At 42.7% G+C, this 22,322-nt stretch carries 20 protein-coding genes; 4 read left to right on the forward strand and 16 right to left on the reverse strand.

What is annotated here, in order from left to right; all coding sequences use genetic code 11:
- Positions 1 to 38: 38 nt before the first annotated feature.
- The 6 genes from ispH to murJ form a co-directional block, all read right to left on the reverse strand.
- On the reverse strand, positions 39 to 995 hold the full coding sequence (gene ispH / locus TW85_RS23415) for a 4-hydroxy-3-methylbut-2-enyl diphosphate reductase (RefSeq protein ID WP_046019588.1): 957 nt from the start codon (positions 993 to 995) through the stop codon (positions 39 to 41).
- Positions 992 to 1,423 (reverse strand): FKBP-type peptidyl-prolyl cis-trans isomerase, encoded by a 432-nt coding sequence (fkpB, locus tag TW85_RS23420; protein WP_046019589.1) that lies wholly within the window; start codon positions 1,421 to 1,423, stop codon positions 992 to 994. Before fkpB ends, ispH begins: the two co-directional genes overlap by 4 nt.
- Positions 1,420 to 1,926 carry a signal peptidase II gene (gene lspA / locus TW85_RS23425; RefSeq protein ID WP_046019590.1) on the reverse strand — a complete coding sequence of 169 codons (507 nt, stop codon included), beginning with the start codon at positions 1,924 to 1,926 and terminating at the stop codon, positions 1,420 to 1,422. The genes fkpB and lspA overlap by 4 nt, the downstream gene beginning before the upstream one ends.
- Positions 1,926 to 4,748, reverse strand: coding sequence for an isoleucine--tRNA ligase (gene ileS / locus TW85_RS23430; RefSeq protein WP_046019591.1), 2,823 nt, complete (start codon positions 4,746 to 4,748; stop codon positions 1,926 to 1,928). The genes lspA and ileS overlap by 1 nt, the downstream gene beginning before the upstream one ends.
- Positions 4,749 to 4,795: 47 nt before the next feature.
- Positions 4,796 to 5,725 (reverse strand): bifunctional riboflavin kinase/FAD synthetase, encoded by a 930-nt coding sequence (gene ribF / locus TW85_RS23435; RefSeq protein WP_046019592.1) that lies wholly within the window; start codon positions 5,723 to 5,725, stop codon positions 4,796 to 4,798.
- 159 nt (positions 5,726 to 5,884) lie between these two features.
- Complete coding sequence (gene murJ, locus TW85_RS23440) at positions 5,885 to 7,426, reverse strand: murein biosynthesis integral membrane protein MurJ (protein WP_343251992.1); 1,542 nt, start codon at positions 7,424 to 7,426, stop codon at positions 5,885 to 5,887.
- Between the two features lie 271 nt (positions 7,427 to 7,697).
- On the opposite strand from murJ, the gene rpsT reads away from it, so the two are divergent.
- Complete coding sequence (gene rpsT, locus TW85_RS23445; protein WP_009836308.1) at positions 7,698 to 7,964, forward strand: 30S ribosomal protein S20; 267 nt, start codon at positions 7,698 to 7,700, stop codon at positions 7,962 to 7,964.
- A gap of 64 nt (positions 7,965 to 8,028) precedes the next feature.
- Here rpsT and TW85_RS23450 read toward each other — a convergent pair whose 3' ends face one another.
- From TW85_RS23450 to rplU, 5 genes are all read right to left on the reverse strand, one after another.
- On the reverse strand, positions 8,029 to 8,403 hold the full coding sequence (locus TW85_RS23450) for a diacylglycerol kinase (RefSeq protein ID WP_046019593.1): 375 nt from the start codon (positions 8,401 to 8,403) through the stop codon (positions 8,029 to 8,031).
- Between the two features lie 18 nt (positions 8,404 to 8,421).
- Positions 8,422 to 9,555, reverse strand: a complete 1,134-nt coding sequence (proB, locus tag TW85_RS23455; protein ID WP_046019594.1) for a glutamate 5-kinase — start codon at positions 9,553 to 9,555, stop codon at positions 8,422 to 8,424.
- 99 nt (positions 9,556 to 9,654) lie between these two features.
- On the reverse strand, positions 9,655 to 10,860 hold the full coding sequence (gene cgtA, locus TW85_RS23460; RefSeq protein ID WP_046019595.1) for an Obg family GTPase CgtA: 1,206 nt from the start codon (positions 10,858 to 10,860) through the stop codon (positions 9,655 to 9,657).
- Between the two features lie 132 nt (positions 10,861 to 10,992).
- Positions 10,993 to 11,250, reverse strand: a complete 258-nt coding sequence (gene rpmA / locus TW85_RS23465; protein ID WP_009836263.1) for a 50S ribosomal protein L27 — start codon at positions 11,248 to 11,250, stop codon at positions 10,993 to 10,995.
- Between the two features lie 32 nt (positions 11,251 to 11,282).
- Positions 11,283 to 11,591, reverse strand: coding sequence for a 50S ribosomal protein L21 (rplU, locus tag TW85_RS23470; RefSeq protein ID WP_046019596.1), 309 nt, complete (start codon positions 11,589 to 11,591; stop codon positions 11,283 to 11,285).
- A 317-nt stretch (positions 11,592 to 11,908) separates the two neighbouring features.
- Between rplU and TW85_RS23475 the strand changes: the two genes are divergently transcribed.
- Positions 11,909 to 12,892: a polyprenyl synthetase family protein gene (locus TW85_RS23475; RefSeq protein ID WP_046019597.1), complete on the forward strand. Its 984-nt coding sequence runs from the start codon at positions 11,909 to 11,911 to the stop codon at positions 12,890 to 12,892.
- Positions 12,893 to 12,971: 79 nt separating this feature from the next.
- On the opposite strand, the gene TW85_RS23480 is transcribed toward TW85_RS23475, so the two are convergent.
- Positions 12,972 to 13,913 (reverse strand): alpha/beta hydrolase, encoded by a 942-nt coding sequence (locus TW85_RS23480; RefSeq protein ID WP_052702395.1) that lies wholly within the window; start codon positions 13,911 to 13,913, stop codon positions 12,972 to 12,974.
- 352 nt (positions 13,914 to 14,265) lie between these two features.
- Here TW85_RS23480 and fabA point away from each other — a divergent pair, with 352 nt between their 5' ends.
- Positions 14,266 to 14,781 (forward strand): bifunctional 3-hydroxydecanoyl-ACP dehydratase/trans-2-decenoyl-ACP isomerase, encoded by a 516-nt coding sequence (fabA, locus tag TW85_RS23485; protein ID WP_046019598.1) that lies wholly within the window; start codon positions 14,266 to 14,268, stop codon positions 14,779 to 14,781.
- A gap of 26 nt (positions 14,782 to 14,807) precedes the next feature.
- The gene (gene fabB / locus TW85_RS23490; RefSeq protein WP_046019599.1) at positions 14,808 to 16,025 is read left to right on the forward strand and encodes a beta-ketoacyl-ACP synthase I; all 1,218 of its coding nucleotides are present in this window, start codon (positions 14,808 to 14,810) and stop codon (positions 16,023 to 16,025) included.
- A gap of 174 nt (positions 16,026 to 16,199) precedes the next feature.
- Here fabB and TW85_RS23495 read toward each other — a convergent pair whose 3' ends face one another.
- From TW85_RS23495 to smrA, 4 genes are all read right to left on the reverse strand, one after another.
- Positions 16,200 to 16,937, reverse strand: coding sequence for a lysophospholipid acyltransferase family protein (locus TW85_RS23495; protein WP_046019600.1), 738 nt, complete (start codon positions 16,935 to 16,937; stop codon positions 16,200 to 16,202).
- 62 nt (positions 16,938 to 16,999) lie between these two features.
- Complete coding sequence (locus TW85_RS23500; protein ID WP_046019601.1) at positions 17,000 to 18,100, reverse strand: 1-acyl-sn-glycerol-3-phosphate acyltransferase; 1,101 nt, start codon at positions 18,098 to 18,100, stop codon at positions 17,000 to 17,002.
- A 27-nt stretch (positions 18,101 to 18,127) separates the two neighbouring features.
- Positions 18,128 to 21,046 carry an insulinase family protein gene (locus TW85_RS23505; protein ID WP_046019602.1) on the reverse strand — a complete coding sequence of 973 codons (2,919 nt, stop codon included), beginning with the start codon at positions 21,044 to 21,046 and terminating at the stop codon, positions 18,128 to 18,130.
- A 218-nt stretch (positions 21,047 to 21,264) separates the two neighbouring features.
- Complete coding sequence (gene smrA, locus TW85_RS23510; protein WP_238326287.1) at positions 21,265 to 21,903, reverse strand: DNA endonuclease SmrA; 639 nt, start codon at positions 21,901 to 21,903, stop codon at positions 21,265 to 21,267.
- Between the last annotated feature and the right edge of the window lie 419 nt (positions 21,904 to 22,322).

Consider the following 22,322-nt stretch of genomic DNA (forward strand, 5'->3'; position numbering starts at 1 on the left):
TAATTCAAATAAATAGCAAAACGTACATTTTCTGATCTTTATTTAGTCAAATCGACAATTCTTAACTCTTTTGGAATAGAAAAGGAGACATTCTCTTCTTGGCCAGCCAATTCTTTCGGGCTTTCGCCACCTTCTTCCTCCAATCGCGCAATCACTTCTTGGACCAAGACTTCAGGCGCCGATGCACCAGCAGTAATACCGATACTATCTATACCTTTTAACCATTCGCATTTAATTTCAGCTGCATTATCGATTAGGTAGGCAGTTGTTCCCATACGCTCAGCCAATTCTTTTAGTCGATTCGAGTTAGAGCTATTTACCGAGCCAACGACCAATACTAATGACGACTCTTCTGCCAACTTCTTAACCGCATCTTGACGATTTTGAGTTGCATAGCAGATATCGTCTTTCTTAGGGCCGCGTATTAAAGGAAAATGCTCACGTAAAGAGTCAATAACAACGGATGCATCATCCATAGATAGCGTAGTCTGAGTGACAAAAGCTAACTTCTCTGGATTTTTAACTTTAAGCTTAGCAACATCTTCTGGGCTTTCTACCAAGTAGATATGCCCACCTTTACTATAGTCATACTGCCCCATGGTACCCTCAACTTCAGGGTGCCCATCGTGCCCAATAAGCACGCACTCCATACCATCACGAGAATAGCGCACTACTTCTAGGTGTACTTTAGTTACTAACGGGCATGTAGCATCAAACACTTTAAGGCCACGATTTTCAGCTTCAAGCCTCACAGCCTTAGATACACCATGAGCACTAAAGATAACCAAGTTATCATCAGGCACTTGATCCAGCTCATCAACGAAGACAGCTCCGCGCGCCTTTAAAGACTCAACCACAAATTTGTTATGCACAACTTCATGGCGAACATAGATAGGTGCCTCAAATAAATCTAGACAGCGATTAACAATATCAATCGCGCGATCCACACCTGCGCAAAAACCTCTCGGGTTTGCTAGCTGGATAGCAAAGCTCATACAGACTCCGATACAGATACTATTTTAACTCGATAAGTAAGTGTGCGACCTGCTAAAGGATGATTAAAATCTACTGTTACTTCATCTTCAGCAATTGAAGCAATCACACCAGGTAATTCATTCTTACCCACATCAGCAAAAGACACTATCATGCCTTCTTCAAGATCCATATCGAATTGGCTGCGCGGCATTGTCTGAACATTATTTGGATTATGCTGACCAAACGCTTTTTCAGGAGGCATGGTGAATTCACACTCATCACCTTCTTTCAAACCAAGCAAAACATCTTCAAATGCTTCCAGCAAGCTGCCATCACCAAACTTAAATTCAGCAGGCGCTTTATCAAAATTACTGTCAACTAACTGACCATCTTCTAATGCCAACTCAAAATGCATTGTGATCTGGCTTGTTTTTGAAATCATTATCATTTGCTCTTGTTCGTAAATTTTTTATTCAGATAGCCTTCTAGCAACATCACAATTACACCTAAAGTGATGGCCGAATCGGCAATATTAAAAGCGGGAAAGTACCAGGTTTGTTGCCAATGGAATTGTAGATAGTCAACAACATGACCGTAGGCAAGTCGATCATAAAGATTTCCTATCGCACCACCCAATATAAGAGTTAAAGATAAGGCCTCCCAGTAATTGGATGAGGCAATCTTTACTAATCGCCAGCTAATTCCAATCACAACCACAATAGCAATAATAGAGAAGAACCATCGCTGCCAGCCTCCAGCATCTGCAAGAAAGCTAAACGCTGCACCAGTATTGTACCTCAGGGTAATATCAAAAAAAGGTAGGACAGGAATTTCCTGCCCATATCGCAAGCTAGTATCGACCCATTGCTTAACCAGCCAATCTAAGCCAAAAATAACTAACGCCAGCGCCCACCAGCGCTGGAGTTGTTGCCATACAAAAGACTTGGTCATTAAGCGTAAAGGCGTTTTTCACCTTCTCCATCAGGCAAGTTACTGATACAACGATCACAAAGCTCAGGATGTGCCTCACGTTGACCCACTTCTTCCCTATGGTGCCAGCAACGCACACACTTCGCTTTTTCACTTAGCTGAACACTAACTTTAAGACCTTCCATCTCTGATGCGACAGCGTCATCACCACCTTGATCCAGTGGCTTCACAGTGACATTAGATGCAATCAATACGAACCTTAATTCTTCACCCAATACATTCAAGTTAGTCGTTAGTGCATCATCACAGTAAAGGGTAATTTCAGCACTCAAGCTTGCTTTGATCTTACCTTCACTACGAGCAGCTTCCAATACCTTATTAGTCGCCACTTTCGCTTCAAGGATCTGCTTCCAGAATTCTCGACCTTGCGCTTCACTACCGTCTAACTCAACTAAACCTTCATACCAAGTTTCTAAGAACACAGATTCGGCACGCTCACCAGGCATAGAGCGCCAGATTTCATCAGCAGTAAAACTCAAGATTGGAGAAATCCAACGAGTGAAGGCTTCCATAACATGGAACAAAGCCGTTTGCGCTGAACGACGGGCAAGACTGTTTTCTTGAGTTGTGTATTGACGGTCTTTAATAATATCCAAATAGAAACTGCCAAGATCTTCTGAACAGAAGTTCTGGATCTTTTGGTTTACTGTATGGAATTGGTAGTCGTTATAAGCCTGATCAATCTCTTTTTGCAATTGTGCTGCACGATCAACTACCCAACTATCCAAAGACAGCATATCTGCAGGCGCGACCATATCAGTAACAGGGTCGAAACCATTCAAGTTTGCCATCATGAAACGAGCTGTATTACGAATACGACGATAAGAGTCAGCAACACGCTTAAGAATCTCATCAGACACTGTCATTTCAGTTGTGTAATCTGTTGCAGCAACCCAAAGACGAATGATGTCAGCACCTAGGCTATTCATCACCTTCTGAGGAGATAAAACATTTCCTAAAGATTTAGACATCTTACGGCCGTCACCATCAACGGTGAAACCATGAGTCAAAACTTGTTTGTATGGTGCCACGCCACGAACAGCGATAGATGTCTTCAAAGAAGATTGGAACCAACCACGGTGCTGGTCAGAACCTTCTAAATAAAGATCAGCAGGGAAAGTTAGCTCGTCGCGTTGATCAATCACTGAATAGTGAGTAACACCAGAGTCAAACCAAACATCTAATGTGTCAGTAACCTTGCTGTATTTATCTGCATCGTCACCTAGCAGTTCCGCCGCATCTAAATCGAACCAAGCATCAATACCTTCTTTTTCTATACGCTTAGCAACCTCTTCAACTAGGCGAGTTGTTTCAGGGTGAAGTTCTTGTGTATCTTTATTGATAAACAAGGTAATTGGCACACCCCAAGTACGCTGACGAGAAACACACCAATCTGGACTGTTTTTTAGCATACCTTCAATACGATTCTGACCCCAGCTAGGCACCCAGCTTACGCCTTCTACCGCATCTAGCGCTTTATCCTGTAAACCTTCTTCGGTCATACTGATAAACCACTGTGGCGTTGCACGATAAATTAGCGGTGTTTTGGTACGCCAGCAATGTGGATAACTGTGGAAGATTTTATCTTGCTTAACTAATGCTTTGTTTTCTTCTAGGGCTTCAAGGATAGCGGCATCAACTTTATAAACATGCTGACCTGCAAAAGCACCCGCTGCATCAGTATATACACCACCATCATTGACTAGGTTAAGTGTGCCTAAACCGTTAGCACGACCAACATTAAAGTCATCTACACCATGATCAGGCGCTGTATGCACTGCACCAGTACCCGCTTCAGTGGTCACATGATCACCTAAAATCACAGGCACTTGGCGACCAGCAAATGGATGCTGCATTAACGTGCCATTTAGCACATCACCTTTAGCACGACCAACGATACGATATTCTTCAACACCGTAACGACCCATTATGCCTTCAACCATGTCTTCAGCTAGGATAAGACGCTCTTTACCAGTGCCAAGGTCAAGCTCAACCAAAGCATAGTTAAACTCTGCATGTAGAGAAACTGCTTGGTTGGCAGGTAATGTCCAAGGTGTTGTGGTCCAGATAACAACCGATACCTGACCTTCACCTTCAACATCTGTAAATTTAGCCAATACAGCATCTTGATCAGCAACAACAAAACGAACATCAAGAGATAAGGATGTTTTGTCCTGATACTCAACTTCAGCTTCAGCCAATGCAGAGCCACCAACCACACTCCAATAAACTGGTTTAAAACCTTTTACTAGGTGGCCATTATCAGCAATCTTGCCAAGCGCTCTTACTATATTAGCTTCCGTCTCAAAGTTCATGGTTAGATAAGGTTTATCCCAATCACCCATAACACCAAGACGAATAAAATCTTTCTTCTGTCCATTCACTTGCGTCAAAGCATATTCGCGACACTTAGCGCGGAACTCTTTATGAGTCACTTTAGTGCCAGCCTTACCTATCATTTGCTCAACTTTGTGCTCGATAGGCAAACCGTGGCAATCCCAGCCTGGGATATAAGGCGCATCAAAACCACTTACTGTTTTAGATTTAACAATAATATCTTTGAGGATTTTATTAACTGCGTGACCAATATGAATATCGCCATTCGCATATGGAGGACCATCATGCAAAATAAAAGATTTACGACCTTTACTGGTATCTCGAATTTTCTGATACAGGTCGATATCCTGCCAATGCTTAAGCATAGCTGGTTCACGTTTTGCCAAGTCTCCACGCATAGGGAAGTCAGTATTTGGCAAATTCAGAGTTGGTTTATAATCACTCATGGTTTTTCGATTTTTCCTCAAAGATCATCAGGGTGCTGATTATCAGGTTACTGATTTGCAAAGAAGTGCTGAGCGGCTTCTTTGTCACATTGAATTTGTTTAACTAGCTCATCTAAGCCAGACATTTTTCGCTCTTCTCGAATATAGTGGCAAAAATGCACCAACACATAATCATCGTATAAAGAGCTTTGATATTCGAATAAGTGCACTTCTAATATTGGTGTCACACCATTTACCGTAGGCCGACAACCTATATTGGCAACACCGTTATAAGCAACACCTTGTTTTACAAGCTGTACTGCATAAACCCCACTCATGGCAGGGCTCGCAATTTTCAAATGTACATTAGCCGTTGGAAAGCCGAGTGTACGACCTAACTTCTGACCATGAACAACACGCCCCGATAAAATGACAGGATGCCCCAATAAAGCTTCGGCTTTCACCATCTGCCCATGAGCCAAACTCTCTCTCACCAAAGAGCTGCTAATTCGTTCACCTTCATCAGACAAGACCGAAGGTGTATTTTCAACAGCAAACTGATGTCGCTGACCGAATTCATTTAAATAACTAAAATCACCTTGGCGATCACAACCAAAACGGAAGTCATCACCTACAACCAAATGTTGCACTGCCAAGCCGTTCTGCAAAATAGTCTGACAGAATGCTTCAGCATCTAATTCTTGAATCTTTTTATTGAAAGGCATGCACAGAACGTAATCTATACCTTGCTCTTGCAAAAAACGTAATTTATCCCGTAAACGGCTAATCCTTCCCGGTGCTTTCATACCGGCAAAGTATTCTCTTGGTTGAGGCTCAAAAATCATAATGCAAGATGGCACTTGATACTTTTGCGCCAACTCTTTTACTCGTTTGAGAATCGCTTGATGCCCAAGATGTACCCCATCAAAATTACCAATGGTCAATACACACTGACGATGTTGTTGTCGGATATTATGAATACCCCGAATTAACTCCATATTGCCCCATCAAAGAGAAAGACGTTTCGCTGAAAAAATAATCGAGATTATATAGCAGTTAATTGAGAGACGATAGCCATGCCCCGAAATCCTATTAGTATATAGGGACTGTTAGGCCAAATTACTCAAAAATCATTAGAACTAAGCGATAGCAAAGGATTAGGCTTTTAGCATTCTCGGCCTAAAACCACCTAAAAACAGTCCAGCAAAATAAACCAACACACCAACAATAACCACTAACGCAATTCGCCATACTCGCTCCAAATCAGGCAATTGAGTCCAATCAACTGCTAGAGCGTTGTGCCACAACAAAAGACCCGCCAAACAAGAAACGCCCAACAAAATAGCGAAACAAGGTTTAATCCAATCTGAGTTAAACTGATGCAGCGACCTTTTTCTCAAGCCGTGCCACAAAAGAAACGCGTTTAAAGCAGCAGACAGCGTTGTGGCCATAGCCAAACCAACATGCCCAAAAGGCCCAACCAAAATAAGGTTAAAAGCCATATTAGCCACCATAGCGATAATACCAATCTTCACCGGAGTTTTTGTATCTTGCCTTGCATAATAAGCTGGCGCCAGCACCTTAATGAGCATCATAAACACCAAGCCCACCGAGTAAGCCTGCAAACTCACTGCTGCCATAGAGACATCATGAACCGTTAGCGCACCACGATAGAAGATTGTCGCAATTAGAGGCTCAGCCAAAAGATAAAGCGCAAGCGAAGATGGCACAGCAATAAGTAGCACAGTCCTTAACCCCCAATCTAGAGTTGAGGTAAAGCGTTCAGATTCCTCACCAACAAAACTGCGAGATAACGAAGGCAAAATAACTGTACTTATTGCGATAGCAAAAATCCCAAGTGGCAATTCATATAAACGATCAGACAAGTACAACCAAGTAATACTGCCTGTTTGCAGAAAGGAGGCCAAAATTGTATCTAATAACAAATTGATTTGACTAACAGACACGCCGAACAAAGCAGGTAGCATAAGTTTAAAAATGCGCTTAACACCTGGGTGAGAGAACCCCAAGCTAGGCATAGGTAACAGATTAAGCTTAGCCAAGAAAGGCAACTGAAAAGCAAGCTGCAAGGCGCCTGCAGCAAACACACCCCAAGCTATCGCAGTTTCTTTCTGCAAAGCGTTATTTGCAAAAAACACAGTCGCAACAATCAAGGACAAGTTTAGAAAAATGGGGGTAATCGCTGGAATAGCATACTCATCATGACTATTTAGTATCCCACCTGCTAAAGCTGTTAAGGAAATAAACATGAGATATGGAAACGTAATAGTCAAAAGATCAGACGCTAAAGCTAGCTGCTCAGCATTATCAGCAAAACCAGGAGCAAATACATAAACCACCCAAGGGGAGAAGGCCATAAACAAGGCACTGACCAACAACAAGACCAAACCTAAAGAGCCAGAAACAGCAGAGACCAGCTCCTTTACGGCGGCCTGCCCTTGATTCACCTTATAGTCACTTAATACAGGTACAAAAGCTTGCGCAAAGGCCCCCTCTGCAAATAAGCGGCGCAGGAAGTTTGGAATTTTAAACGCGACATAGAAAGCATCAGCACTACCACTTGCCCCCAATACAAATGCTAAAGCAGCATCTCGCACCAAACCTAATACGCGCGACAGCATGGTACAGATGGAGACAAGAACACCAGATCTAAGTAAGGAAGCGCTTTTTTTAGCCACTTTTGATCCTGGCTTTTTTTCGAGGTTCGGTGATTCCATATCCATCCAAAACATGATTTTTTAAAATTTCAGCAAGGATAACACCTCAACACCAAAGGGAATAAGCAAAAAGCCACGCTAAATGTGATAAAAAGTACTCAACAGGGGGTTGTGGTAAAGTGAAAAGCTGGTAAAATTCGCCGCGAGATTTTCAAGTATTACTTGACATTTATTCCTCGAAGACGCAGAGTGCGTCTTCGTTTCATTTTAAAGAATTCAAAGGAGCCAGACAGTGGCAAATTCCGCCGGATCAAAAAAACGTGCACGCCAGGCTATCAAGCGTCGCGCTCACAATGGTGGCCTGCGCTCTATGGTGCGCACATACCTGAAAAAAGTAGATGCTGCTATTGAAGCAGGTAACCAAGCGGACGCTCAAGCAGCATTCGTTGCAGCAACGTCTCAAATGGACAAAGCTGCTGGTAAAGGTCTTTACCACAAAAACAAAGCGTCTCGTCATAAGAGCCGTTTAAGCGCAAAAATCAAAGCACTAGCTGCTTAATTGATTTTCAAGTCGCATTAAAAAAACCGGCATCAGCCGGTTTTTTTATGTCTGAAATATATGGCTAAGCCATATATTTTGGTACCAATACTAGCAACCATACCGAACCCGCTAATACCAAAGCTAAAAATACAGCAGCAGAGCCCATATCCTTCGCCCTTCCAGAGAGCTCGTGATACTCATCTCCCACACGATCAACAACAGCCTCCATTGCTGAATTAATCGTTTCAACTATGACCACAAGCCCAACTACAAAAATCAATAAAGCACGCTCAAGCCCAGTTTCACCAAAATACAAAGCGAATGGCAACGCAAGCAAGAATAGACAAATCTCCTGCCTAAAAGCCGCCTCATGCTTCCACTGAGCCTTCAATCCCTGAAACGAATAACCTGTTGCATCTATCACTCTCGTCAACCCAGTTTTACTCGGCTTTGCCATGCCTATTCCCCATTTAATTTAAACAATAACTAGATCATCACGATGAATTAACTCTGGCTCACCTTCATAACCCAACACTTCACCTATCTTAGAAGATGGCTTTCCTAGTAGCTTCAAAGATTCAGCCACAGAATAGTTAACCAATCCTCGCGCCACTATCTCACCCACCTCACTCACACAAACAACCATTTCACCACGAGTAAAGTCACCTGATGCGTCTTTCACACCTACAGGCAATAGACTACTCCCACCTGACTTCAGTGCCTTAACAGCCCCTTTATCTAGCGTTAGCGTCCCACGCGCCTTAAGGTGCCCAGCCAACCACTGCTTACGAGCAACCAACCTTTCTTGCTCAGGCTGCAACCAAGTACCCAGCAACTCTGCCTGCATCAAACGAGCAACCACATTCTGCTCTCGCCCAGAAGCAATCAAGGTATCTGCACCAGAACGTGCAGCCAAACTTGCCGCTTTCACTTTAGTTAGCATGCCACCACTCCCCAAAACACCAGCACCACCACTAGCCATAGACTCTAGTCTTTCATCAGACGCTAATGCATGTGAAATTAATGTCGCATCAGCATGATCTCTTGGATTTTTATCAAACAAGCCCTGCTGGTCAGTCAGTATAATCAAAAGGTCTGCCTCAACAAGATTGGCAACCAAAGCACCCAAAGTATCATTATCACCAAAGCGGATTTCGTCCGTCACAACAGTATCGTTTTCATTGACGATGGGGACTGCCCCTAAACTCAACAAGGTTCGCAACGCAGACCTAGCATTCAAATAACGACGACGATTAGACAAGTCATCATGCGTTAACAAAATTTGCGCTGTATGCAGGTCATGCTTCACAAAATGAGACTCATACACACCAACCAACTCCATCTGCCCCACCGCTGCAGACGCTTGTAACTCATTTACCTGAGTCGGCCTCTTCGTAAAGCCTAAGCGCCTCATACCAGCCGCGATTGAGCCAGACGAAACCAATACAACCTCTTTACCCATAGCGCGCAACTGAGCTATCTGCTCCACCCAATCACCAATTCGCCCTACATCTAAACCTTGCCCATCATTGGTCAGCAAAGCACTACCAATCTTCACTACAATACGCTGAGCTTGAGCAATTTTTTCTCTTGAAATATTTTGTGACATTCTCTTTTCGCCTTCCCCACCAAAGGACCAAAAAATAAGGCACCTTAACCAAAATCAAGATGCCTTATTTTCAAAACTTAATATCGAGCGAACACACCCTTAACGGACATATTCCACATCAACATCGTAATCATCATCATCGAAGTCGTCATCATCCTCTGCCGCCTCTTTAGCTGCATGCGCCTCGGCACGCTTAGCCATACGGTAAGAGTTAATTCGCTCTCGACCTTCTTCATCAATTTGCAAACGCATAGCTTCTTCTGCTTCACGCGCTTCTTCACTGTCTTCTAGCAACTGACGCATTTCATCCAGCTTCGTCATCAAATCCAAACACAGAACTTGAGTACCTTCCCCTGAAATTGCTGAAATACGATAGGTTTTGCCTTCCCAGCCCAATGCATCGATGACCGCCTGACAACGCTCTTCTAGCTCTTCAGCCGGCACCATATCGATTTTATTTAGTACCAACCAACGCTCACGCCCAGCCAATACAGGGCTAAACTGATGTAATTCATTCACTGCAACCTGAGCAGCTTGAGCAGGCGTCACTTCATCCCAAGGCGCCATATCAACCAAATGTAACAAGATACGGTTACGCACTAGATGCTTCAAGAATCGAATACCTAAACCCGCACCATCAGCAGCACCCTCAATAATGCCGGGGATATCCGCAATAACAAAACTTTGATGTTGCTTTACTTTCACAACACCCAAGTTAGGCACAAGCGTCGTAAAAGGGTAATCCGCCACTTTAGGCTTAGCCGCTGAAACAGAACGAATAAAAGTAGACTTACCCGCATTTGGCAAACCCAGCAAACCAACATCAGCTAAGACTTTCATCTCAAGCTTAAGGTTACGTTCTTCACCTTCAGTGCCTTTCGTTGTTTGGCGTGGCGCACGGTTAGTACTGGATTTAAAGCGTACATTACCCAAACCTCTATGGCCGCCTTGAGCCACACAAAGCGTTTCGCCATCATGAGTCAGGTCACCAAGAGTTTCACCTGTGTCTTCGTCAATAATAGTAGTACCCACCGGCACCTTTAGCGTCAAGTCAGCACCTTTGGCACCAGTACAATCTTGACCCTTACCACCTTCACCAGTTTCAGCTTGGTAGCGACGAGTGTAGCGGTAATCAATCAAGGTATTGAGCGCAGCATCTGCCTCTAAAAGCACACTACCACCATCACCACCATCACCGCCGTCAGGGCCACCTTTAGCAATAAATTTTTCACGCCAAAAGCTTAAACAACCGTTTCCACCTTTGCCCGCCCGTACATAAATACTGGCTTCATCAACGAATTTCACAGAATCACCTCTTAGGTGTGTATTACAGTATCAGTGATGCAAACAAGCTCGCACCACTCAAAAAATCTATTATATAATTTTTCCAAAAAAAAAGCCCCGCCACAGCGGAGCTCTTTCTTACTCGGTCGAGTATTAAGCTGCTACTACAGAAACTGTACGACGCTTAAACTTACCTTTCACTTCGAACTTCACTTGACCTTCAGTCACAGCGAATAAAGTGTGATCTTTACCGATCTTAACACCTGCACCAGGGTGGAATTGAGTACCACGCTGACGAACAAGAATGTTACCTGGAATCACAACTTGGCCACCGAAACGTTTAACACCTAATCGTTTCGACTCCGAGTCGCGACCGTTACGAGTACTACCACCCGCCTTTTTATGAGCCATAATCTACCCCTTAATTTTGAATTTGTTACGTATTAGCCAATCGCTGTGATTTTAACTTCAGTAAACCACTGACGGTGACCTTGACGCTTCATAGAGTGCTTACGACGACGGAATTTAAGAATCTTAACTTTGTCACCGCGGCCATGAGATACAACTTCCGCTGCAACTTTTACGCCTTCAACAACTGGTGCGCCAACTTTAACGTCGTCGCCATTGCTAACTAGTAGTACTTCGTTGAAATCAACGCTACCACCAGCTTCAACTGCCAGTTTTTCAACCTTAAGGACTTGGCCTTCTTGAACACGGTATTGCTTACCGCCGGTTTTGATCACTGCAAACATGTTTTTCTCCAATTAGATTTATCCGGCTACTGGATTTTATTTGACCTACTTCTAGTGGCCTAAATTTCAAAAAGCTCATGAATTGAGACTCAAGAACTCACCAAAATTTAATCACCATATGATAGGGAGCAAAATGTGGATAAATCGGACGCAGGATTGTACAAAATCACACCAGTAAAAACAAGACATATAGACATTTATCACGCATATTTTGAGATTTGGGTTGACCCTTTCCCCCTCCTTACCTAGCATGTGGCAATCTTGCGGTTTTCAGACCGAAAACTCGCTAGGAAAATAGCCAGCTTGGAAAAAATTTAATGTCGTCCAACTCTATACATGCGGTCGTTAATAACGAATTTAGTCTTGTTAATGACCACATTTTATCCCAGTTAAAAAGTGAAATTCCGCTCATCGAGCAAATTGGTTATTACATTATTAGCAATGGCGGTAAGAGATTACGTCCATTATTGGTGTTAATGGCTGCCCGCGCTTGTGGTAAACCTAATGACGCTAGCTATCAAGACAATATGGTCAAGATGGCAACCATCATAGAGTTTATCCACACAGCAACCTTGCTACATGATGATGTAGTCGATGAATCCGATATGCGCCGTGGTAAAAAAACAGCGAACGAAGAATGGGGCAACGCACCTAGCGTTTTAGTCGGTGACTTTCTTTATTCTCGCGCCTTTCAGATTATGGTTGAAGTTGGCAGCATGCAGTGTATGCAAATCTTGGCAGAAACGACCAACATCATCTCAGAAGGCGAAGTCCAACAGTTAATTAACTGTGGAGACCCTAGCACATCAGAAGAGAGCTACCTTAAGGTAATCCAATATAAAACGGCGAAACTGTTTGAAGGCGCAGCACTTTGTGGCGCGATAGTGGCAGATGCGAATAAAGAGCAACAGCAAGCTTTAGCGAACTATGGCACTTATGTTGGTACTGCTTTCCAACTTATTGATGACGTAATGGATTACACCAGCACAGCTGAAGAGATGGGTAAAAATGTTGGAGATGACCTTGCTGAAGGTAAACCAACACTACCTCTGATCTACACTATGCGAACAGCACCGACAGATGCAGCCAACAGAGTTCGTAATGCAATAGAAACAGGTGGCTTAGAGCAACTGGATGCCATCATTTCTGATGTGCAAGCATGCGGTGCTATTGAGTACACAGAGAAAGCAGCGCAAGCCCAAGCACAATTGGCAATCGATGCACTAGCTCCTCTTGATGACTCGCCATATAAAGTAGCTCTTATCGACTTAGCAAAAGCATCCGTTAATCGTCGTAACTAAGAAGATACTGCAAGGTTAAAGCCCAAAGAGCCAGCATACATTATGCTGGCTCTTTTTTATGCTCATTCAAAAGCACGTATCAAACCTGCCCAATAAGTGATTTCACTAGGGCTGCTATTTCATCTGGCCGTTCCAGCATAAAACAATGACCACCTTCAACTTCAAGCAAGTCAATATTCCGATTCACTTTTGCCGCATGGGCATAAGACTGCTTAAAAAAAGGCAAAGTATCTTTCCCTGCGATAATGGTTGTTGGTACTTGTAACTCTGTCAGGCTTTTCCAAAGACGTTTAGGGTAACTGGCAAAGATGGCAGATTCCATCCAAGGAGGACAAACCAAGCGACTACAGCCAGCTCCATCAACTTTGAGTGAGTTATCTAAATAACAAGACAAACTCTCGTCGGTCCAGCCTTTGAATGTACCTCGCCCAGTAAAGTACTTACGTGCACTTTCAATATTAGGCCAACTGTCCTTGCGCCTTTTAGCTTGTTTCACCATAGGTACCTGCGTCATTAAACCAGAGAAACGCATCCCTCTAATTAACCAAAGCATTTTTGGTGGAAAAAGAGCAGGATCAAGAATAATCAAACGATCAAAATAGTCAGGTAATTGAGCGGCCATTAGCATAGTCAGGCAACCACCAAAGCTGTGAGCAAAACCTATTTTGGGCTGACTCTTTGGCAAATGTTGTTGTGCTGCTTGCAAGCATCTTTCAGCTGTTTTATTCCAACCAACAAAACGCTTATCTACACCACTTAATCCATGCCCAGACGCATCTTGGGTAAAGATCTTATATTCACCCGCAAGCGGCATAAGCAGTTCAGCATAAGTTAAAGAAGCAAAGCCATTTCCATGTAAGAAATGTAATATTGGCTTACCGTCATCAACCTCTTGATCATTCTCACCATTTCGAACTAGAGACGTTTTTCCACGCAAAGACATATTCGCATCTATCTTATATTCCCATTGCATTAGCTCTGCTTGCCACGCTCTGATTTGGGCCAGTTTTGTACTCTCCATCTTCAACTCCAGCATCAAAAATAAGCCTAATCAGTACAATTTAGTGTCTAGATAAGGTAAAAAAACATCACAAAGTGAAATAACAAAAGAGAATGTAACATAAAACACTTTTGACAAAAAAGTTATATCAAAAAGAAAGGCGCACCCCTTAAAGATCAAAAAACACACACTAGTAAACCTCCATAAACATTTAATTCAGTAGTTTTTTTAACGAAATTGGTTTTTTTGCACTCAAACATTCATATTTTCGCCCTTAACCGATATAATTTGCCCGATTAAAAATTGATAACTGAACTACTGAAAAGTGGATAGACACTTAGGTCAACCTACTTAAAGTAGCAATAGGAATATAATGACTACTCAATCATCGTTTGAGAAAGACGAACTTTTAAAGTGCGGCCATGGCGAAATGTTCGGCGCAGGTAATGCACAACTACCTGTTGGCAACATGCTAATGATCGACAGAATCACCAACATAACCGTTGATGGCGGTGAATTTGGTAAAGGTGAAATCATTGCTGAGCTAGACATCAATCCTGATCTTTGGTTTTTCGATTGCCACTTCCCAGGTGATCCAGTAATGCCTGGTTGTCTAGGTCTTGATGCCATGTGGCAGCTAGTTGGCTTCTTCCTTGGATGGAAAGGCAATAAAGGACGTGGTCGCGCTCTAGGTTCAGGTGAAGTTAAATTCACAGGTCAAATCCTACCTACAGCAAAAAAAGTCACTTTCCGCATTACTTTAAAACGTGTTATCGAGCGTAAACTAGTAATGGGAATCGCAGATGGAAGCGTTTGTGTTGATGGTCGAGAGATCTACACAGCAACTGATTTGCGTGTCGGTTTGTTTACTTCAACTGACAATTTCTAAAGATTAAGAATAGAGAGGCACACCCTATGCGTCGCGTAGTTGTAACTGGTCTTGGTATCGTAAGCTGTCTTGGTAATGACAAAGAGAGCGTTTTAAACTCTTTGCTTGAAGGCAAATCTGGCATTCGTTTTGCGGATGATTACAAAGAAATGGGCTTCCGCAGTCACGTATGTGGCCGTATCGACCTAGATTCTGATGAAATGATCGACCGTAAAACTCGTCGTTTCATGGGCCCTGCTGCCACTTATGCTTATGTATCTATGCAACAAGCAATCACAGATTCTGGCCTAACAGAAGAACAAGTATCTAATGTTCGTACAGGTTTGATCGCTGGTTCTGGTGGTGCGTCCGCTGGTAACCTAGTTGATTCAGCAGACACATTACGTAATAAAGGCGTTAAACGTGTTGGCCCTTACCGTGTTACTCAAACTATGGGTAGTACAGTTTCTGCTTGCCTTGCAACACCATTTAAAATTAAAGGTGTTAACTACTCAATCACTTCTGCTTGTTCTACTAGTGCTCACTGTATCGGTAACGCTATGGAACTTATTCAGCTAGGCAAACAAGATGTTGTTTTTGCTGGCGGTGGTGAAGAAGAAAGCTGGACTCAAACCTGCATGTTTGATGCTATGGGTGCACTATCTTCTAAATACAATGACACACCAGAAGTTGCTTCTCGTGCATATGACGCTAACCGTGATGGTTTCGTTATCGCAGGTGGTGGCGGCATGCTTGTTGTTGAAGAACTAGAACACGCTAAAGCTCGTGGCGCTAAAATCTACGGTGAGCTAGTGGGTTACGGTGCAACATCTGATGGCTACGACATGGTTGCTCCATCTGGTGAAGGCGCTGTACGCTGCATGCAAATGGCTATGAGCACAACTGAGGGTGATATTGATTACATCAACACTCACGGTACAAGTACTCCTGCTGGCGACATGAAAGAGCTTCAAGCTGTGAACGAAACTTTTGGTGGCGACATCCCAAAAATCAGTTCAACTAAATCACTATCTGGCCACTCTCTAGGTGCAGCCGGTGTACACGAAGCAATTTACAGCTTACTTATGATGGAAAATGACTTCATCGTAGCGTCAGCAAACGTTGATGAGCTTGACGAAGCTGCTGGTGATATTCCAGTTGTTACTAAGCGCATCGATAATGCTAACCTTAAGCAAATCATGTCAAACAGCTTTGGTTTTGGCGGCACAAATGCCAGCCTAGTATTCAAGAAATACGAAGACTAATTCTGTAGTAGGCTTATACCTACACAATAAAAAAGCCGCTTATGCGGCTTTTTTATTGCTCGGATTTTATCAAACCAAAATTCTAGATAAGCATAATTAGCAGATATAATAAAAGGGAGTGACCCACTAGGTTCACTCCCTTTTTCTTATCTTGACGACAATCGCTAAATAAACCTACTTTGTCGTTACCTTAGCCATATTTTCTCGCATCCAGACTTCCATCTCTTCATGCATATCGCCAGTCTTTTTACCTTCTACTTCAATTGATTCACCTATGATGACATTGATAGTACCTGGTTGTTTTAGCCACTTCTTACCCGGCCAAATCTCACCCGCATTATGTACGATAGGTAAAATAGGTTTGCCCGCAGAAGTCGCTAGCATGGCAGCCCCCTTATTAAAGCTTTTCTCTTCGCCTGCTTTTACTCGCGTTCCTTCTGGGAAGATCAATACAGAACGCCCGCCCAATAGTCGCTCTTTACCTTGTTTCAAAATCTGCTTTAACGCATTTGATTTCTGGCTACGATCTATCGCGATTGGCTGAACCATACGTAAACCCCAACCAAAAAACGGCACCGACAAAAGCTCTTTCTTGAGTACCGTAGAAAGTGGCGTAACGAGTACTTGAAGAAAATAGGTTTCCCACTCACTTTGGTGATTCGCAACTATCACATAGGAACGACCTTTAACCAAATTCTCACGTCCCTGAACATTCACTTTCACACCGCAAAATATACGAAAGGCGAAGAGCAAAATAGCATTGTGAACATTCAAGACCTTTTGTCTATGTATACCTGGAAAGCACAGTGCAATCGGCGGAGCCACAACACCTGCAATCACGGTAGAGACAACATAGCTGATACCAAACAGCGTCGAGCCAACCCACGAACGAATGGATACACCTAAACTCATTCTTTGTAATACTCCTTACAGAAATCAGATCCTAACTCAGCAGCACCAATTATTAATGATGGTTAATCTACCAGCTGATTTTTTTGAATCAATGGGTTTGCATACATTTGTAGTAAAGTTTGCTTCAATTCAGGCGGACAATTAGCCATATAATCTGCAAATTCTTGGTCATCTATTGATTCACCATTTAGCATGGCGAGAGCACTCTTGTTACTAGAGTGAATTTCATAGTTCGCTATGATTTGACGATCAATTTCAGCCACTAAATCATCTGGGGTTTCAAAGTCTTCGGTAATTTGATCACCAAAGGTAATCACTACTTTCCCCTTTTTCCCAACAATACCGTTCTTAATACTGTCGATATCTTCGAATTCAGACTTTTCATAATTACCGGTTTCAGCTTTCTCATGAAGCTCGCCCGCTTTATCTAGACCGCAAGGATCATATTCATAAGAAATAGACACTGGCACAATATTCAAAGATTTCATTGCCTCAGCAAAGCTCATCTTTTTCTTCTTGCTCATGTAGAACATCTTAATGATGGCAGGGTCGGTCTTATCCAAACCATCTTTAGCACGCCCTTCTTTTTGTGCTATCCATAGGTTACACAAATCACTTTCAACCGAGTGATTGATGTAACCAGAAAGCTGAGTAAAAGCCGCCATCATTTCACGCACACCATTTGCTGAGCGTTTTACAATGAAGCTTTTGTTCAAACGCATCAGATCAGAGACAAATGGTCGACGCAGCAAGTTATCACCAATCGCAATACGCACTGTGCTTAAGCCATTTAAGTACAGGCCATAGTTCACAAACGCAGGGTCCATTGCTATGTCCCTGTGATTAGAAACAAATAAATGACCTACGCTTTTGTCTAACTTTTCAATACCGCGATATTCAACCTCAGTTGTGGTTGTTTTAATCATTCTATCCATGTATCCCTTCACGATGGACTGGAAATCATGAACATTGTGGATTTTTGCCATTTGCTTTTTAAGGGCAAGTTTGACAAAGAATGACAAAGGCCCTTTAAACATTGCAGGCCAGTGCTTAAACCTAAAACCTATAATCGTATCGATAAAATCTTGTGTGTTAACTAAATTTGCCAGTACCTTAGCGACTTCATCGTCGTTATACGGGCGAATATCTTGAAACTGATCCATTAAGTTTTCCGCTAGTTGAAATGTTTATTAAAGAGTTTGAATGTCAAAATTTAACTCTTGTAAAACATCCTTGTTATTAGGTGAGCTTATGACAGCCACACTCTCATTTTCTTTTATCAAATAGGTTTTCGCGACTTCTTTTAGTTGCGCAATGCTAACGTTAAGAATGTCGGACCTAAAGGCTTCTCTTTGTTCTTTAGTACGTTTATGTAGCGCTAAGAAGTAGTCACCTTGGGCTTCGCCTGCTGGCGAGCCTGGCTTATCCATAGAACCGATCACACCTAAAATAGCTTCTTCTAAGGCAAGGTCTGAATGTTCTTCATTCAACAGCCATTCAATTGAAGCATCAAAGTCATCTAAGGTCTCAACTAAGCGAGGATCTCGATAGCTATAGAATTTAAACGCACCAGATGTCGGGTCAAAACTTGCGCCACCACCGTAAGCACCACCTTGCTCACGAATAACCCTATGTAAGAAGCCATTACGTAAGAAGCCGCCTAATACAGTCAAAGGCGCAATATGTGGGTGGATACCAGATACGGTTGCAAAAGACTTAGCACAGAAGTTAACCTGCGACGCAGTAAGCCAAGCGACCTTTTGGTTTTCATCAACAGCAGGAATAGAGAAACCTTGTTCGCACGCACCCGCATCAACACCTTGCCAGTTCGCCTTTAAAGACTCTAGCAAGGTGCTTTCATGTTGAGCTTCAGCCACCAGCAATAACTGCTTAGATGAGGTTAAAAGTTTTGCATGAATAGAAGCAAACACATCCATCATAGCCTGAACATTTGCTTCATCGTTCAAGGAATCATCTAGCGCTTTTAGTGCACGAATTCCTGTCATTCCACCCCAAGACTCTTGCTGCATATTGAAACCACTGGCACCACTTGATGCAGCCATCATGGCAAAAGAGTGACCTTGTCCCGTAATAGATTGTTCACGACGAGCACGACGCTGAGCAACAAGCTCACGTAAACGAGGCAACTCATCAAAGCGAGGCGCTAAGAAAGTCTGCTTTAAGATGTCACTCATATCAGAGAACTTATTAACCAGCGCTTTACTTGATAATACAAAGTAAGCGCCCACTTGCTGCTTATCATCTAGTAATGGGCGTATTGAGTTAGATGCTCCAATGCCACCACATACTTGCGCTTGCGCTTCTTGCACGGCAAGGTAGTTCTGCTCTCCAGAACCTAGCTCTGCAAGGGCATAAGAGAAGAGAGGCAACAGGTCTCGTTCTTTTTCAGTTAGTTCTGGCAGGTCTATAACCAATTGTTCGTACACAAGACCATTTGTACCCTGCGGATAAAAGGTCACAGGGATATCGGCTGAGATTTTTTTGCTTTCGTAACTAGGAAGCTCTGCTGGCACATCCTCTAGACCAACCTTAGGCAAGATGCTCATATCATCTACTTGTGATTGCCTTGCTTGAAGCGCCAAACTCAAATCAATCACATCTTGCTTATCTTGATCACTTAAAGACGCTTTGATTAAAGCAAGACGATCTAATTCGGCTTGGTTACGACGGCCTTCCAATTCAGTATCTGGGCTTAAGGTCAGAGTTACTCTATGCGCATTACTTAACAGTAGATCTTTAATTAATTGGCCAATATAGCCAGGAGATTGAATACGCTCACGTAATTCACGAATCACTGGCTCAACATCTAACTGAGCAATGACATCACCTTCATGCACCGCTGTTGAAAGCCCTGACAAGATGATTTGCAGACCATAAGGATAACTATCACCACCGATTTCACGTTGATGTAGTTCCAATTGATGCAGCATGGCTTCAACCATTTCTTGAGCAACACCCTCTTCGGCAATTTGCTCAAGCGCATCTAAAACAAGCTTTTCAACTTTAGCGTTATCTTCTTTACGTACACCTTCAAGGCCACACATAAAGCTCATTTCTTTATTGCTATCTTCTAAGCCACAAAGAGGAGAAGGCGCATTACCTAAATCCGTATTTTCTAAAGCACGGCGCAAAGGTGAAGCACTGTTATCTAATAAGACATTAGATAAAAGCTCAGCTTCATACTGTTGGCTCAAGTCTGTACTTTCACCTAACAACCAACCTACAACAACATGGCTAGCATCTTCTTTCGCTTCATCAGCAGCATAGCCCTCTTCAACCCGAACCGGAGAGAAATAACGCTTAGCATTATCTACGCTCACTTTTTGATCTAGACGCTCAAAGCGCGATAGCACCTTGTCTTCGAATTCAGTTTGTAATTCAGCGGCTGGTAAATCACCAAATGTCATAAAGACAGCATTGGTTGGATGGTAATGGGTACGGTAGAAGCTGAGTAAATCATCATAGGACAGATCAGGAATATCTGTCGGCTCACCACCAGAGTTAAAGTGATAGGTATTATTTGGAAAAAGGTACTTAGTCAGGGTTTGCCAAAGCACAGAGTTGGTTGAACTCATAGCCCCCTTCATTTCGTTAAATACAACACCTTTAAACGTTAAATCAGACTCTGAGTTTTCCATTTCAGCAAACTCAAGGCGATGCCCTTCTTGGGAGAAGTCTAGTTTATCCAAGCGCGAGAAGAAGACGGCATCAAGATACACATCAAGTAAATTTTTAAAGTCTTTTTTGTTTTTACTGGCAAAAGGATATGCCGTCCAATCAGATGAAGTGAAGGCATTCATAAAGGTATTTAATGAACGGCGAATCATCATGAAGAAAGGGTCACGAACAGGGAAACGCTCGGAGCCACAAAGTGCAGTATGCTCTAGAATATGTGCCACACCTCGAGAGTCTGTTGGCACAGTTTTTAGGCCAACAAGAAAAACGTTCTCATCATTATCAGAGGCAATATGGAAATGCTTGGCACCGGTTACCTTGTGCTCAAACTCAATCACTTCAACATTTAATGCATCGATAAACTCTTTACGCACTAGGGTAAACGCTGGGTGATGCGCTGTATGTGTTGTCATTATCTACCTCTGAATTGAAAAAGACTAAATAGGGCCAGCATGAATGTAAGTGCTCCCCTCTATATGAAAATTAAATCCATTAACTTCTTGTGGTCTAAGCAAATTGCCAAGATTATAGCAAAAATGTCGTATTTACTGCACGAACAAAGACAGGCTTAGAATAAAACAGGTGAAATAACAGGAAAAATTACCAGATAACGACACTGATAAGTTAAGAATTAACGCTTTTGATGTTGCTCCCAGGCTTCAAGACGTGCTTTTTCGCTCTTCTTAAAAAGAATATAAACGGCGCCTAAACCACCATGGTATTGTTGAGCGGTATGAAACGCCATGACATCACCCATGTCTTTAAGCCACTTATTAATGTAGCTCTTAAGCGTTGCTTGATTATCTGGCGTACGATCGCCTTTACCATGCACCAAAATAGCAACGCGAATATCATTGCGCATACAGTCACCCACAAATTGATACACCAATTCTCGGGCCTGATTTACCGTCCTTCTATGTAAATCTAAACGGGATTCTATGCCATATTTCCCTTGGCGTAAGCGTTTAAAAACCCCTTCTTGTACACCATCTTTTTTGTAGGCAAGTACATCGTTGATGTCGACTTTTTCCACATAGTCTGCAGATAAGTGATTGCTGTCTTTTTCAGGTTCGATTGTGGCGGCTTTTTTGCGCTCACTAAAATCTACACTCGGCCCTTTTTTGCCAAGATAGACTTCATCTTTTCGCATTTGTTTTATGCCCGCAACTTCTTCCGCGAACAATGAAAAATCATCTTCTTCCACAACAACCTCAACCACTACCAAGATAACAATGAGCTTTCGTTTCAACTCTATTGTCGCTTTATACACTGCCTTCACCAGCACTTATATACAAGTATACAGGCTAGGGAACCTGCGAATAAGTCCACCCGCCTCAGCATGTGAATAAAAGCGCCTAGATTTATGGCGAGGAGCGCAACTTAATAGTCATTCTATTGATAAGCTCCTCAACGTCAAGATAGGGCTTTTAGACCACGCCCTTCGGGTCTTACAGAAAAAGTAACACCCTGCGTTATCCCTTTTTGAAAGGTGCCTACATTACTTCAAAGTGATGCCTTGATTGGTACTTTTTCTGAAAAGACTGAGAAGAGGTGACTTAATCGCAGGTTCCCTAGATAAAAGCGGGATTGTAGCGCTTTTTTGAAATTTACACGATGTATAAGCTCACGTAATTATTTTAAAACCTAACGAATTGATTAAGAAAGCAAATTTAAATCCGTCGTAAAACA

Source organism: Marinomonas sp. S3726 (assembly GCF_000967665.1).
In the GTDB taxonomy this organism is placed as follows: domain Bacteria; phylum Pseudomonadota; class Gammaproteobacteria; order Pseudomonadales; family Marinomonadaceae; genus Marinomonas.

Bases quoted from the DNA above. Each gene is read 5' to 3' on its own strand.
- ispH (WP_046019588.1), bottom strand. From the start codon at position 995: ATGAGCTTTGCTATCCAGCTAGCAAACCCGAGAGGTTTTTGCGCAGGT.
- fkpB (WP_046019589.1), bottom strand. From the start codon at position 1,423: ATGATAATGATTTCAAAAACAAGCCAGATCACAATGCATTTTGAGTTG.
- lspA (WP_046019590.1), bottom strand. From the start codon at position 1,926: ATGACCAAGTCTTTTGTATGGCAACAACTCCAGCGCTGGTGGGCGCTG.
- ileS (WP_046019591.1), bottom strand. From the start codon at position 4,748: ATGAGTGATTATAAACCAACTCTGAATTTGCCAAATACTGACTTCCCT.
- ribF (WP_046019592.1), bottom strand. From the start codon at position 5,725: ATGGAGTTAATTCGGGGTATTCATAATATCCGACAACAACATCGTCAG.
- TW85_RS23450 (WP_046019593.1), bottom strand. From the start codon at position 8,403: ATGGCAAAGCCGAGTAAAACTGGGTTGACGAGAGTGATAGATGCAACA.
- proB (WP_046019594.1), bottom strand. From the start codon at position 9,555: ATGTCACAAAATATTTCAAGAGAAAAAATTGCTCAAGCTCAGCGTATT.
- rpmA (WP_009836263.1), bottom strand. From the start codon at position 11,250: ATGGCTCATAAAAAGGCGGGTGGTAGTACTCGTAACGGTCGCGACTCG.
- rplU (WP_046019596.1), bottom strand. From the start codon at position 11,591: ATGTTTGCAGTGATCAAAACCGGCGGTAAGCAATACCGTGTTCAAGAA.
- TW85_RS23475 (WP_046019597.1), top strand. From the start codon at position 11,909: ATGTCGTCCAACTCTATACATGCGGTCGTTAATAACGAATTTAGTCTT.
- TW85_RS23480 (WP_052702395.1), bottom strand. From the start codon at position 13,913: ATGGAGAGTACAAAACTGGCCCAAATCAGAGCGTGGCAAGCAGAGCTA.
- fabA (WP_046019598.1), top strand. From the start codon at position 14,266: ATGACTACTCAATCATCGTTTGAGAAAGACGAACTTTTAAAGTGCGGC.
- fabB (WP_046019599.1), top strand. From the start codon at position 14,808: ATGCGTCGCGTAGTTGTAACTGGTCTTGGTATCGTAAGCTGTCTTGGT.
- TW85_RS23495 (WP_046019600.1), bottom strand. From the start codon at position 16,937: ATGAGTTTAGGTGTATCCATTCGTTCGTGGGTTGGCTCGACGCTGTTT.
- TW85_RS23500 (WP_046019601.1), bottom strand. From the start codon at position 18,100: ATGGATCAGTTTCAAGATATTCGCCCGTATAACGACGATGAAGTCGCT.
- TW85_RS23505 (WP_046019602.1), bottom strand. From the start codon at position 21,046: ATGACAACACATACAGCGCATCACCCAGCGTTTACCCTAGTGCGTAAA.